General features: G+C 47.5%; 11 protein-coding genes. 3 read left to right on the top strand and 8 right to left on the bottom strand.

From position 1 onward, the window contains the following. Window positions 1-4: 4 nt before the first annotated feature. Together KE626_RS32085 and KE626_RS32080 are read right to left on the bottom strand one after the other, a co-directional pair. Window positions 5-400, bottom strand: a complete 396-nt coding sequence (locus KE626_RS32085; RefSeq protein WP_211977176.1) for a hypothetical protein — start codon at window positions 398-400, stop codon at window positions 5-7. A 16-nt stretch (window positions 401-416) separates the two neighbouring features. Further along, entirely contained in the window at window positions 417-695 is a 279-nt protein-coding gene (locus KE626_RS32080; protein WP_211977175.1) for a hypothetical protein, read from the bottom strand. Window positions 696-815: 120 nt separating this feature from the next. Here KE626_RS32080 and KE626_RS32075 point away from each other — a divergent pair, with 120 nt between their 5' ends. Together KE626_RS32075 and KE626_RS32070 are read left to right on the top strand one after the other, a co-directional pair. Then, on the top strand, window positions 816-2,150 hold the full coding sequence (locus tag KE626_RS32075; protein ID WP_211977174.1) for an amidohydrolase family protein: 1,335 nt from the start codon (window positions 816-818) through the stop codon (window positions 2,148-2,150). Between the two features lie 235 nt (window positions 2,151-2,385). Then, the gene (locus KE626_RS32070) at window positions 2,386-3,351 is read left to right on the top strand and encodes a terpene synthase family protein (RefSeq protein ID WP_211977173.1); all 966 of its coding nucleotides are present in this window, start codon (window positions 2,386-2,388) and stop codon (window positions 3,349-3,351) included. Here KE626_RS32070 and KE626_RS32065 read toward each other — a convergent pair whose 3' ends face one another. The 6 genes from KE626_RS32065 to KE626_RS32040 form a co-directional block, all read right to left on the bottom strand. Beyond that, complete coding sequence (locus KE626_RS32065) at window positions 3,352-5,049, bottom strand: ATP-binding response regulator (protein ID WP_211977172.1); 1,698 nt, start codon at window positions 5,047-5,049, stop codon at window positions 3,352-3,354. A 120-nt stretch (window positions 5,050-5,169) separates the two neighbouring features. After that, window positions 5,170-7,227 (bottom strand): copper-translocating P-type ATPase, encoded by a 2,058-nt coding sequence (locus KE626_RS32060; RefSeq protein ID WP_249207863.1) that lies wholly within the window; start codon window positions 7,225-7,227, stop codon window positions 5,170-5,172. 10 nt (window positions 7,228-7,237) lie between these two features. Continuing rightward, window positions 7,238-9,442: a multicopper oxidase domain-containing protein gene (locus KE626_RS32055; protein WP_211977171.1), complete on the bottom strand. Its 2,205-nt coding sequence runs from the start codon at window positions 9,440-9,442 to the stop codon at window positions 7,238-7,240. Window positions 9,443-9,458: 16 nt separating this feature from the next. Next, complete coding sequence (locus tag KE626_RS32050) at window positions 9,459-9,959, bottom strand: DUF3347 domain-containing protein (protein WP_211977170.1); 501 nt, start codon at window positions 9,957-9,959, stop codon at window positions 9,459-9,461. A 53-nt stretch (window positions 9,960-10,012) separates the two neighbouring features. Then, complete coding sequence (locus tag KE626_RS32045; protein ID WP_211977169.1) at window positions 10,013-10,225, bottom strand: heavy-metal-associated domain-containing protein; 213 nt, start codon at window positions 10,223-10,225, stop codon at window positions 10,013-10,015. Between the two features lie 109 nt (window positions 10,226-10,334). After that, a complete protein-coding gene (locus KE626_RS32040) occupies window positions 10,335-12,590 on the bottom strand; it encodes a heavy metal translocating P-type ATPase (RefSeq protein ID WP_211977168.1) in 2,256 nt (751 codons plus the stop codon). A 209-nt stretch (window positions 12,591-12,799) separates the two neighbouring features. Here KE626_RS32040 and KE626_RS32035 point away from each other — a divergent pair, with 209 nt between their 5' ends. Further along, entirely contained in the window at window positions 12,800-14,761 is a 1,962-nt protein-coding gene (locus tag KE626_RS32035; protein ID WP_211977167.1) for a sialate O-acetylesterase, read from the top strand. Window positions 14,762-14,824 lie beyond the last annotated feature (63 nt).

Here is a 14,824-nt window from a genome sequence, read left to right as displayed (position 1 = left end):
AGCATTAGCGGTTTTCGAAATAATATTTCCTACCGGGTTTACTTAACAGAAAAATCAATCCCAACAAATAAAAAATAAACGGCACTAATTTAATAACATGGTGCCAGGGATTCCTTGTTCTATGTCCAAAGAAAAAATAATTCAGATTAGACGTAAACTCCATCACTGTAGGTTCAGCAGCCCTTGCAGCCAAAAAAAACAGATTGTACAACCCGTAAATAAACAACAAAACCCCCAGCCACCAATAGATCCGCCCCCTTTTCAGCAGAACAGCTGAAATCAGCAAAATTAAAAGAACGCCTGATTTGCTAATGCCGGTATGTGCTGCTATAGCCTGATAGCAATTCAGTGCTAACAGAACAAACAGGAATGATAACGCGGTCCATTTAATGATTTCCATTCGGCAACTGGTTATTTTAAATTTTTCTTCTCTGCCATACGCCTGTAATATCAGACCTATAAGCTGCTTCTCCCTGCTGCAGGTCCGCCAATTCCAGTATTGCAGCATCCCGGTCAATGATTTGGGCTAACGCTACTATTAAATAATCACTATCGCAGACAGCCTGAGTTGCACTGATAAATTCCCACGCGCCATCCTCCTCATGATGAAACACATACAGGATTGGTTCCCCTTCCCTGATTACAAACCTGGTAGTAAAAACCGCTACATTCAAATCTTCCTTAAAACTTTTCATTCGATACTATTTCACTGGCAGAAAGCGCTACCTAAGATATTCCGTTTTACTCAATTCATCTCCATCAAATTTGCATCCCTTCCCATAAATGCGTAATTTCCTTCTCATAACACCATTGCCATGAAAAGAAACCCGTTACTCATCCTGGCGGCACTATTGCTGCCTGCGTTTCAGCCGGCGCCACACATCAACACTATCCTGCTGAAAAACATAACGCTGATCGACGGCAACGGCGGCACTCCTATAACATCTACTGATATCCTGATAAAAGGAAGCACGATCGCGCAGATAGGTCCCGGGCTTACTGCAACTGGCGCCACTGTTATAGACGGCCAGGGCAAAACAGTGATGCCAGCTATTACCAGCGCGCATGTGCATGTTGGCATGATCCAGGGAAGTACCAATAAAACGAATCCCTATACCCGCGAAAATATATTGTCGCAACTCAAAAAATACGCCGACTACGGCGTTACCAATATACTGGTGATGGGTTCTGATGAGCCCATGCTTTTTAACACCGGTCTCCGTGACTCATCCGTAAACGGCCTGCTGCCAGGCGCCCGGTTGTTCTCTGCCGGTTATGGCTTCGCTGCTTTCAAAGGAGGTCCACCCATGAAATACATCTATCACCCGGCCACCGCTGCACAGGCCACCACGGAAATGGATAGCGTGACTGCTGTAAAGCCGGCGGTTATAAAAATGTGGGTAGATGATTTTGGCGGATCATCTCCAAAAATGGACAGCAATATTTATAAAGCCATTATCGCACGTGCACATCACCACCAGGTAAGGGTGGCCTCCCATCTCTATTACCTGGCCGATGCGCGCAGTCTTGTTGACAACGGTCTTGATATCATCGCGCACAGTATCCGCGACCAGGAAATAGATGCTGCACTGCTTCAACAAATGAAGAAAAAAGGAGTGGTATACATCCCTACGCTCTCCCTCGATGAATATGCGTATATCTATGCCCGTAGGCCGGAGTGGATAGACGATGCTTTCTTCAAAGCTTCCCTGGAACCGGGCGTGTATGAAATGATCACCTCTGCCCAATACCAGGACAACCTGAAAAATTCCCCTTCTTATCAAAGGAATGTACATGCTTTCGAAACAGCATTGAAGAATGTAAAGAAAATTGCCGACGCCGGTATCCTGGTAGCACTGGGTACAGACTCGGGCGCACAACCCGTGCGCGCCCAGGGGTTTTCTGAACACCTGGAAATGGAGCTGCTGGTGCAGGCAGGATTAACGCCACTTCAGGTGATCACCATCGCTACCAAAAATGCAGCAACGGCGTTGAACATACATAAGCAATACGGAACGATTATGCCGGGAAAAACGGCCGACTTTATTATACTCAACGCCAACCCTGCCACGGATATAAAAAATACGAGGAAGATTGCTGCGGTGTACAAGGCCGGTGTAGAAGTAAGCCAGGGACCTGTAATGCAGTAAACTGTTACAGCGAAACCCTTGGGGACTCCCGGGAGCAAACTTACTGTATCCTTCAAAAGGGGATGCTGCCAAACGGCAGTATCCCCTTTCTTATTTAATTCTTTTTTTCGGACGTCCTCCGTACATTAATAAATTTGTAATACCGGGAAAAATCGAAATCCGTTAAACACTATTTATCACTGCTCCGGTCAAATTATATCAACTTTTATCTATTCACTTTTAAATGCAATTTGTCATGCTAACAACAACCTCCTCTCCGGAACTCTATTGTCCGTTCCCTGAGAGTCTCCATCCGCGCGTATCTGAAGCGGACCAACACACTACTGCCTGGGTACATCACTTCCACCTGGTAAAAGATGAAAACACCTGGGATGACTATCATGCACAGAAATTTACCTGGATGGTTGCCCGGATGTTTCCCAATGCCCCCCTGTCTTCCCTATGTATGGCCAGCGATTTCAACACCCTGCTGTTCCTGTGGGATGACCACCTCGATGCCCTGTCACCCAACGAACTCAACACCGGCTTTGAACGCACTGTGTATAACATGATGCAGATCCTGGAAGCCAATAAAACCTTTACACTGGACACCGGCGGCCCTATCCTCGCCGCCATGAGCGATATCTGGCAGCGCATGCGCAGTATCAGCACCAAAGCCTGGCAGGTGAGGTTTGCCCGCAGTTTGAAAGATGCCTTTATCGCTAATATGTGGCGTATGAAACATGTAGATAATGCGCGGAACATTTCATTGAAAGATTACATCCGGTTCCGGCCACAGATAGGCGGCGCCAATTTCTTCCTGGACCTGGCTACCCTCATGGGGGAAATTAACCTGCCTGCCGATCTGAGGGCCAACAAACAGGTAAAAAGTATGGGATTGTATTGCAGTCAAACTATTTGCTGGGCAAACGACCTCTACTCCTTTTCAAAAGAGCTGGAAGGCGGCGACGAACTGAACCTGGTAATGCTACTGAAACATCATCACCAGCTTACGCTGGAGCAAGCTGTAGAACAGGCGATCCGTATCCACAACTCGGAAGTAGCGCTGTTCAATAACACCGCAGATGTACTCACCGCTTTGTGCTCGGCTGCCGTAAAACCCATTCTGGAAGAATATGTGCTCACCCTGGGAAGGATGATGAAAGGAAATATAGACTGGAGTAGCCAGGATACCACCCGCTACCATTATGGATACGCCTGATTATTGCGGTAGCAGCTTATTCAGGGTGCTGTTCAGCAGCTTGAGATCGATAGGTTTGGAAATATATTCGCTCGCACCTGCGCCCAGCATATCATCGATCGACTCCTGGAACGCATCCCCGGATACTGCAATCACCGGAATATTTTTAAAGGCAGGTATTTCACGGAATTGCTTTACAGTATCTTTCCCGCTGAGTCCCGGCATATAACTATCTATGAAAATGATATCCGGTTTTTCATCCATTGCTTTGTTGATCCCTTCCACGCCATTTCCGGCAGTAACCGTACTGAAACCAAGCCGGCGCAGGAAATTGGATAACACCAGCTGGCTCATCTCATTATCATCTATTACAAGACCCTTTAATCCTTTGTGCAGCGTTAGCTCCATAAAAGCTTCTTTTGTTGCCGGCAAAGGCATATCACAAACAGTAAGCGGCAGATTTACAATAAAGGTAGCTCCCTGCTGCAACATACTGTTAACGGTAATTTTACCCCCCATCAGTTCTACATACTTCCGGGTAATAGGTAATCCAAGCCCGGTACCTTCAAATTCACTTTTACCCGCTTTAAACGGCGTAAATATCGATAGCAGGTCTTCCTTCGGAATACCCGGGCCCTGATCTTTTACGCGAAACTGCCACTGTTCTCCATCTCTCAATACTTTTACAGCTATCACACTGTTTACACGGGTAAATTTAATAGCATTAAATAACAGGTTATTCAATACCTGCGTCAGTTTACCCTTGTCCGCCACAATAGCCACCGGCATATCTTCCGAAATATCCGCCTTTATCCGGATACCACGGATTTCCGCAATGTATTGGTACACAATAATTTTATCCGAAATCAATTCGCGTATATTAAACGCTTCATTGTGAATATTGTGCGAGCCGCCTTCTTCAATCCTGGAAATTTCCAGCACGTTATTAATGATCTGTAATACGTTATGGGTGGCAGAGTACAGATGCTCTACTTCCGGGCGAAGATCACTGTACCGGTCTTCTTTCTGCACCTTCATCATCAGGTCCTGGCTGATCCCGTAAATGGCATTCAGCGGATTCCGGATCTCATGGCTGGTTTCCCTGACAAAAATGGTTTTTTCATCCGTTGCTTTGGCCAGTTTTGTATTGAGCGTACGCAGTTTGCTGATATATAGGAAGATAGTAGCGATATCCAGCAGCAGGATGGCCGGCAGGGTAATCCAGCGGACAATAAACTGCTGCTCATGCCCCATGGCCAGCGGAGTAATAAAATTGTTATAATAGTTTGTTTCGCAGGCAATCACCGATAACACCGATACCACAATGCTGGCCACTACCAGCGTACGGGTCTGGAAAATCATAAGGGAAGCGCCCAGCAGGAACAGGAATAACATGTGTACTTCTGTTAACATACCCATTACGGCACTGAAATACACAATCGCAATATTGTTGATCGCCACAAAGGCAATACTGGCTAAAACAGGCTTATTTATGCTATTGAGTAAAAATACCCCCAGGAAAAGGGTAGCTTCGATGCAGGCAGGTACCAGCAACTCCATTTTACCAGTCCCCAGGTAAACAAGCCCTCCAAAGAGAAGACAAAGCGTAATAGTGATAACCGAAAAAGTATTGACCATCCTGGTCACCTTTGCTAACGCTTCTTCCTGTCGGGAAGTGCCGGCATTCACAATGCGGTGGAGTAAGTGGCGAATATCCATATGGTTATCATTTTGAGAGGAGCTCGCGGGACAATGTGTAAAAAACAGTTGTAAATATTGTGTAATATCACGTCTATAAATCCACTACAATATTACACAATATTTACTTTCACTTAATATTTACTTTCCGGATTCTTTTACTTTTAACAGGCTCGCATTAATGGCCACCACCACCGTGCTCACCGTCATCAAAACCGCGCCTGCCGCAGGGCTCAGCAAAATCCCTTCTTTATACAGCACCCCGGCCGCCAATGGTAACGCCACAATGTTATACCCGGTTGCCCAAACCAGGTTCTGGATCATTTTCCGCCACGTAGCCTTCCCGAATAAAATGAGATTTACCACGTCCTGCGGATTACTGTTGACCAGCACAATACCGGCTGTTTCTGCCGCCACATCGCTGCCGCTGCCAATGGCAATTCCCACATCTGCCTGGGCCAGCGCGGGCGCATCATTGATCCCGTCTCCCGTCATCGCCACAAACTCTCCCTGCTGTTGTAATGTCTTTATCTTATCCAGCTTCTGGTGAGGCAGCACTTCTGCAATAAAATTGTCCATTCCCAACGCCTTGCTTACACTTTCCGCCACTACCCGGTTATCGCCCGTTAACAAGGTGGTTTTGATCCGGTTTTCCTTCAGCGTGGCAATAGCCCCTGCCGACTCCGGCCGTATCTGGTCTGCCAGCGCAATAAAACCCGCCACGGCATTGTTCACCACTACGTATACCAATGTTTCCCCTGCCTGTATATCCGTTGTATTCGCGTCCCGGAGCTGCTCGGCAACATATCCCGGGCTTACCACCATCACCTCTTTTCCGTTTACCTTCCCGCTGATACCTTTCCCGGTAATGGCCGTTATACTTTCCGCAGCCGGCGCCGCCAGCTGCAATGCCTTCACTTTACTCAAAATACCTGTGGCAATCGGGTGTTCCGAACTCCCTTCCAGAGCAGCTGCCAGCAGCAACACCTGTTCTTTCTCTAACCCCGCCTGTAAAGTATCAAAGCGTACCACTTCAAAACGGCCCACCGTAAGCGTACCGGTCTTGTCGAAGACAATACTGGTAATTCTCCGGGAGTTCTCAAAGTCCGTACGGTTCTTGATCAGTAAACCATGCCGTGCCGACAACGCCGTGGATTTAGCAATCACCAGCGGCACCGCCAATCCCAGGGCATGCGGACAACAAATCACGATCACCGTTACCATGCGTTCTATCGCAAAAGACAGCTCCCGCCCACTCAGCCACCAGTATAAAAACGTGGCAATCCCGGCGAGGATAGCAATCAACGTCAGCCAGCGCGCAGCCTTGTCAGCCAGCAACTGCGTTTTTGATTTGGATTGCTGCGCATCCTGTACCAGCTTTACCACCTGCGACAAATAAGAATCGGCCACACCATGTGTTACAGCCACCCTGATGGCGCCATTCCCGTTAATAGCCCCTGCAATCACCTTATCCCCCTGCTGCTTTTGCACCGGCTTCGATTCGCCGGTCAGCATACTCTCATTCAAATAGGTTTCGCCCTCTGTAATATTACCATCTGCTGCCACCTTCTCCCCCGGCTTGATTAAAATAATGTCCCCCGCCTTCAGCGATGCCGTTTTCACATCCATGATATGATCACCATGCACCAAATGCGCATCGTCCGGCATCAGCTGCACCAGCAACTCCAGCTCCCGTGAAGCGCCGGCTACCGACTTCATCTCAATCCAATGCCCCAGCAACATAATCAGGATCAGCGTAGTGAGCTCCCAGAAAAAATCCATGCCGGATAAACCAAATACAGTGGCCACACTGTATACATAAGCCACCGTAATGGCAAACCCAATCAGCGTCATCATGCCCGGCTCCCAGGCCTTCATCTCTTCATACCAGCCCTTCAGAAATGGCCAGCCACCGTATACAAAGACTACAGAAGACAACAACAGCAACAGGTATTTATCTCCCGTAAAACTAATAGTGATGCCTAACCAATGCTGTATCATTTCCGACAGCAGCATAACAGGCACCGTTAGTATCAGCACTACATAAAAGCGTTTCCTGAAATCCGCGATCATCATCGCATGATGATCATGATGTCCCCCATGTCCCATCTGTTGTTGTTCGTGTTTCATCCCCGCATGCTCATGCGATGGCATATCCATCTTCATGTCGGTGTGCTGATGCTGATGTTGATGTTCCATACTGTTCTATTTAATAGCTTAATGTAATACCCGCTCCCAGCCCCATATCGCTGTCGTAGTGAGTGGAAAAGGCAAAATTCCTTGTAACGATATACCGGAATCCGGCCATATATTCTTTATCCGTGTTCACCATAAAGCTAAAACGCAGACGTCTTGTTACCGGCACATCATCCCGCATCAGCTGCACGCGCAAACGCCCGTCTGTATCCACCGAAGCATCGGCCACAATCAGCATGGGCAACGTATATTCCAGTCCCACGTGAAACACCTGTCTGAAGTCCTTTGTATTCTTTTGCCCGAATAAATTCTTCTCTGCGTCATCCATCTTACGGTACCGCACATCCCAGCCAACGTATGGAAACAGCCATTGCATTTTACCAAAGTATCTTCCAAAATGGCTTTCGCTTTCATAACCGTGATGATCGTTTACTCCCAGCCGCCATTCAGTCGAAAAACGATACCGCGTATTCGCTACCATCACTTCTCCATCACTGCCGGTGCTTTCTAATCCCACTCTTGCCATGGTATGCAGCATGCGATCATCTTTCTTCAGCATTTTATAAGCCATCGCTGGATCCGGCACTTCCGGGTTAGGCGGTGAATTTTCATAACTGAACACACGGCCCATACCGCTCATCATGTGATAAAGGATATGACAGTGAAAGAACCAGTCACCGCTTTCCGTAGCCGCAAACTCAATAGTATCGCGTTCCATCGGCATAATATCCAGCACTGTTTTCAACGGTGAATATTCGCCTTGTCCATTTAACACCCTGAAAAAATGTCCGTGTAAATGCATCGGATGCCGCATCATGGTATTGTTATACAACACGATCCGCACGATCTCCCCTTTCTTGATTAAGATCTTATCTGTTTCAGAAACCGTTTTATTATTGATACTCCATACATAACGATTCATGTTCCCTGTTAATTCAAAATTCAGCAGCTTCACGGGTCCTTCCGGTAAAGTGGTTTTCTCCGGCGCTCTTAACATGCCGTAATTCAATGTTACAATATCCCCGGCGGCGCTATCCATTTGCATGCCATGCATGTCATGCTGCATAGGCGCAGCTTTCTCTTCACCGGTAATCTCCGGGTACATCACGGTATTCATATCCATTTGCTGATTCGACATTTCCATGCCGCCGCTGGTATCCATATCCCCGTTCATTTTCATCATGTCGTTCATCATCTTCATTCCCTCAAAATATTTGAGGCGCGGTAATGGTTTGGCAGGCATTTTCATCCCCTGGCCCAGCCATAACGAGGTGGAACCTGTACGATCTTCCGCAGTAGCCATAAATTCATACTGCATATTATCCGGTATCGTTACTATTACATCATAGGTTTCAGATACACCCACCAGCAAACGGTCCACCTCCACCGGCTCCACATCGGCGCCATCATTGGCTACCACCGAAATTTTTCCGCCGGCATAGTGCAACCAGAAATAAGTAGAGGAGCTGCCGTTCACAATGCGCAAACGCACTTTATCTCCCGCTTTAAACTGTGGCTGCTCTTCCACCGCTTTACCATTACTGAGGAAACGTTCATAATACACATCGCTTACATCCATGGCATTCATGCGTTTCCATTCATTGGTTACTTTGGTGGGGAACTGCTTATGCCCGATCGCTTCCGCATAACTCTGCACGGATCCCTTTTTAATAGCAAACCAATCGTTCGCGTTGTGCAGGTACCGGTTTACGGTATGCGGATGCATATCCGTCCAGTCACTCAGCAACAACATATATTCTTTACCGGTAGGTTCATTTCTTTTGTGCATCACGATAGCGCCATACATACCGCTCTGCTCCTGGAACATCGTATGACTATGATACCAGTACGTACCGTGCTGCACCACCGGGAAACGGTACAGGTGAGTTTCGCCGGCTTTTACCGGTCTTGTTGTCAGGTAGGATACGCCATCGTATTGGTTGGGCAAAATAATGCCATGCCAGTGGATAGAAGTTTCCTGTTTCAGCGTGTTATGTACGTATATTTCGGCGGTATCTCCCTCGGTAAAATGAAGGGTGGGGCCGGGAATGGTACCGTTAATCGCCAGTGCATGTTTGGTTTTTCCGGAATAGTTCACCATGGTATCGCCTACGTAGAGATCGTAGCGGACAACCTTTGGCGCCTGAGACAAAGAAGCCTGTGCAGCAACAATACTACACAGGCTCATCAATGTTATATACAGAAATACTGCTTTCATAATTAAATTTAAGGAACTACTTAATGGTATCGCTTACTTTTCCGCAAGTCAGCATCTGGTTACCGTAGTAAGGATTTTTGATAGCGGTGCTGCTGCTCAGCCAGTAGGCCTTTTTCATGGGGCAGTATTCCTGGTAAACGGGCTGTGCGGAAATAGATACCGCTTTGGCCAGCGTATAAAAATTATCGGAGAAGGTTTTAAAATATTCCCGCTGTTTATTGATGTCTTTTGTGCCAGACATTGCTTTGGCATCCGTCAACAGTTTCTCCGACAATGGCATATACGCTTCATGCGCCGTCGCCGGCATAGATGCCATATCCACCTTTGCAGCCGCTTCCACATACGCTTCCGCGGAGGCAGCTGCTGCAACGGAATTACCACTGATCAACGCATCTTTGATATTATAGTAAAGGGAAAGTAAAGGAGAAAGTTGAGTTGATGCGGTACGTTCCTGTGCCATGCCGGGTTGTAAAAATGCCGCTGCCAATGCTATACCTGTCAATAATATCTTTTTCATGTTATTCAGTTTTAATTTTTTTGATAATTCATCTATGCCCGCAGGCGGTTAATTTATGATAATGCTTCTGCCCTGTACCCTGCTTTCTCTATCGCCACCCTTACTTCACTTTTATCAAGGTTTTCCTTTGTTACGGTCAGTATTTTATCGGGGCTCTGCAGATCCACTTCCCAGTTGTCTTTTCCGGCCAGGTTATTTAATACAGGCGTTACCGTTGCTATACATCCTGAACATTTAATGTTTGTTTTAAACTGTACTGTTTCCATTTTATTTTCTTTTATCTGGTGATGAATATTTGTTTGATGATGTAAAATTACGGACAAAGGAAGCGGCGACTGTTATACAATTCATGATTCCTTTTACATAATTATTATACTATAATTTTGCGGCTTTCAGGCGTAAACTATTGCTCACTACGCTCACAGAACTTAGCGCCATAGCAGCCCCCGCAATCATGGGATCGAGCAGGAAACCGTTAAACGGGAACAATACCCCTGCCGCAATGGGAATACCGATCACATTGTATATAAACGCCCAGAAGAGATTTTGTTTAATCGTACGAACAGTTTTTCCGGATAATTTAAAGGCCCGGGGAATACTGTTGAGGTCTGACGTGATCAGCGTCATCTTAGCCACATCCATAGCAATGTCAGAACCCTTACCCATAGCGATGCTTACATCGGCCTGTGCCAGCGCCTGTGAATCATTGATGCCATCGCCCGCCATCGCTACCACTTTGCCTGCACGCTGTAATTCTTTTACAAATTCTGCTTTGTGTGCCGGCAACACTTCTGCCCGGTAGTGCTTAATTCCTACCTGCTGGGCCACAGCGGCGGCGGTATGCGCATTATCGCCGGTAAGCATATATACCTCAATACCGCTGCGTTGTAAGGTTTCAATAGCGGTTTTGGAAGTAGCCTTGATTTTATCTGCAATAGCTACCACTGCCAGCAGCACGGTACCGGTAGCAAAGTAGATCACGGTATTGGCCGCTGCCTGGAGAGCGCCGGCTTTAGCTGCGATATCACTGTCTATCACCACGCGGTGATCCTGCATCAGCTGCAGGTTACCTGCATACCAGGAACTGCCGGCATAAGTGCCGGCTACCCCCCGACCGGTAACGCTTTCAAAATGTTGTAAAGAAACTGCCTTTACATTTTTTTCCTGCAGATGGGATACTACCGCTTCTGCCAGCGGGTGCTCTGATTGACGTTCCAGCGCATACAAAACGGCGCTGGCGTTGGCATCTGTAGTGTTCCAGATAATATCTGTTACTACAGGTTTACCTTCCGTAATGGTACCGGTTTTATCCAGGATCAGCGCATTCACTTTATGGGCCAGCTCCAGGCTTTCCGCATCCCTGATAAGTATATTATTTTCCGCGCCCTTACCTACGCCCACCATGATCGCGGTTGGAGTAGCCAGTCCCAGCGCACAGGGGCAGGCTATCACCAGCACTGTAACGGAGGTAAGCAAAGCATGGGTAAAGGCATTATCGCCGCCCAATACCATCCAGGAAATAAAGGTTAATATCGCAATACCTATCACCACCGGTACGAAGATACCGGCAATCTTGTCCACCAGTTTCTGCACCGGCGCTTTACTGCCCTGGGCTTCCTGCACCATTTTAATGATCTGCGCCAACAGGGTATCTGCGCCTACTTTTTCAGCACGGAACTGGAAACTGCCTTTCTGGTTAATAGTACCGGCAAATACGGGCTCACCCGCCTTTTTAGCGACAGGCACCGGCTCACCGGTAATCATGCTTTCGTCTACATAAGACTGCCCGTTATCCACCTTACCATCTACCGGGATCTTTTCTCCGGGTTTTACCAGCAACAGGTCATTTACCTGTACCTGCGCAATGGGTATTTCGGTGGTATCGCCATCGGCGCTTACGAGTAACACCGTTTTGGGTTGCAGACCGATCAGTTTTTTGATAGCAGAAGAAGTATTTGATTTGGCTTTCTCTTCCAGTAATTTTCCGAGAGATATAAAGGCTATGACCACCGCTGCCGCCTCAAAGTATACATGGGCGTGCAAACCGCGCTGGTGCCAGAATTCAGGGTAGAAAGTATTAAATGTACTGAACAGCCAGGCAATACCTGTACTCAACGCCACCAGGGTATCCATATTGGCTTTACCGTGGCGGGCCTGCTTCCAGGCATTGACAAAGAAGTGTCGGCCCAGGAAAAATACTACCGGCGTAGCCAGTGCCATCATAATATAGTTGCCATAAGGCATATCCATAAAGAACATGCCGATGATCACTACCGGTAACGATAATACGGCCGACCAGATGGTTCTTTGTTTTACCTGCTGGTAATGCTGCTGTTGTGCGGCAGCCTGTTCTTCTTCCTGGTTTTCCTTATTGATCAACAGGTCGTAACCTACGCTGCGAACACTCGTTTGCAGTTGTTCCGGCGTTACCACGGAAGGATCATAATCCACCCAGGCGCGCTGGTTGGCGAAGTTAACGCCGGCATCTGCTACGCCGGGCACTGATTTCAGCATGGATTCCACGCTGACGGCACAGGCGGCACAGGTCATTTCCAATACGGGGAATGATTCTTTAATCTGCTTCTTTGCAGATACGGTTGCCGGTTGTGCGGATATAGTAGCTATTGACATAATTGACTGATTTTATGCAAAGCTACTTCGCACACGGAGGGGAATTGTTACACTATTCCCGGTTAATTGTATATAATTTTAAGAAGCCCGCATCTTGATCCGTTGGTATTTCTTTTCCAATTCCTGTATAAAAATTATAAAATAAAAGATGTCTTCATTACATTTATAATCTTATAACAATTCCACGCGATAACTATATAATCACTATCATGAAAAAAACAGTTTTATTACTGGCAGCCACAATGCTCAGTTCTGTCAGTTTTGCTACCGTTCGTTTACCCAACATCTTCGGGGACAATATGGTGCTGCAACGCGACAAACCTATTCCGGTATGGGGATGGGCAGATAAAAATGAAAAGATAACAGTGCAGTTTAACGGGCAAACAAAAACAGTAAAAGCGGATAAAAACGGGCAGTGGAAAGTATTACTGAATCCCGAAAAAGCGGGGGGCCCCTATAACCTGTCGGTGAAAGGACAAAACGATATTACCTTGCATGATATCCTGATGGGCGATGTATGGATCTGCAGTGGTCAGTCGAACATGGAATTTCACGTAAATGATGTCCTGAACGCTGACAAAGAAAAAGCCGCATCTGCCAACCCGGAGATCCGGCATTTCTATTTACCGAAAGAAATAGCCACTACTCCCAAAACAGATGTAAAACCAAGCGCCTGGCTGGCCGCCAGCCCGGAAAACACGGGCGACTTTACCGCTGTGGGCTACTTCTTTGCACGCGCATTAAATGAACAACTGCATGTACCCATTGGCTTAATACATACTTCCTGGGGCGGCACCATGGTGGAAACATGGATCAGCCGCGAAGGACTGGCAGACAATCCCGCCTTCAGCGATCTGATGAAAAACACGCCGGTACTGAATCTCGACTCATTTGCCACTGTCGCAAAAAACAAAGTCGCCAAACAGATTGCCAGCTTGCAAGGCAGTTTGCCCGACGCCGCTACCGCCGCCTCCTGGTCGGCTGCCGACGCCAACGATCAGTCGTGGAAGAAAATGAAAGTCCCCGGTGTATGGGAACAGCAACAGCTCCCTGATTTCGACGGCGAAGTATGGTTCCGTTATCACTTCAACATCGCAGATGCCGATGCAGGCAAACCCGCGGAACTAAGTCTGGGCGCCATAGATGATAACGAGGTTACGTATATCAATGGTACACGCATCGGCACTACCAACGGTTACAATATACCCCGCCAGTATACCATACCGGCAGGCGTATTAAAGGCCGGTGACAACGTGATTGCGGTGAAAATACAGGACACCGGTGGTGGTGGCGGTTTTACCGGCGAACCCGAAGAGGTTTTTGTAAATACAGGCGGCCACAAACAATCACTGGCAGGCAACTGGGCCTTCCGTATTTCCGCTGTGCAAGCGGGAAACGGCAGCAGCGTTGGACCCAACAGCTACCCTTCCCTGCTGTACAACGCCATGATCAACCCCGTTATACCTTTTGCTATAAAAGGCGCTATCTGGTACCAGGGAGAAAGCAATGCCGACCGCGCCTACCAGTACAGGACCGCATTTCCGCTGCTGATCAACGACTGGCGCAGGCTGTGGAAACAAGGCGACTTCCCGTTCTACTTTGTACAACTGGCCAGCTTTAACTCCGCCAATGGCAACAGCAAAAACGGCAGCAAATGGGCCGAGCTGAGAGAAGCTCAAACGCTCTCCCTGCAGGTACCCAATACCGGCATGGCGGTTATTACCGACATCGGCGAACCAAAAGATATCCATCCCAGGAATAAACAGGATGTAGGCAAAAGACTGGCCGCAACAGCTTTACATAATACCTACGGCCAAAACAACGTGTACAGCGGACCAGTATACCAGTCTATGCAAACAAACGGCAACAAGGTATCTATCAGCTTTACCCATATTGGCGGCGGACTTACCGTAAAAGATAAATACGGTTACATCCGGGGATTTGAAGTAGCAGGTGCTGATCAGCAATTTCACTACGCCAAAGCATATGTTGATGGTGATAAGGTTGTAGTATACACAGATGAGGTGAGCAGTCCCGTAGCCGTACGTTTTGGCTGGGCAGATGATAACCTGGAAGATAACCTCTTTAATAAGGAAGGCTTCCCGGCAGCACCTTTCCGTACAGATAACTGGAAGAGCATTACCCAGGACAAGAAATACACGGTACAATAGACCATCACAATAATGACAAACGGCTTTGCAGGAAATCCCGCAAAGCCGTTTGCCATTATACAT

The organism is Chitinophaga hostae, from assembly GCF_018224885.1.
Lineage (GTDB): Bacteria > Bacteroidota > Bacteroidia > Chitinophagales > Chitinophagaceae > Chitinophaga > Chitinophaga hostae.
This window is presented reverse-complemented; position numbering and strand designations above follow the sequence as displayed.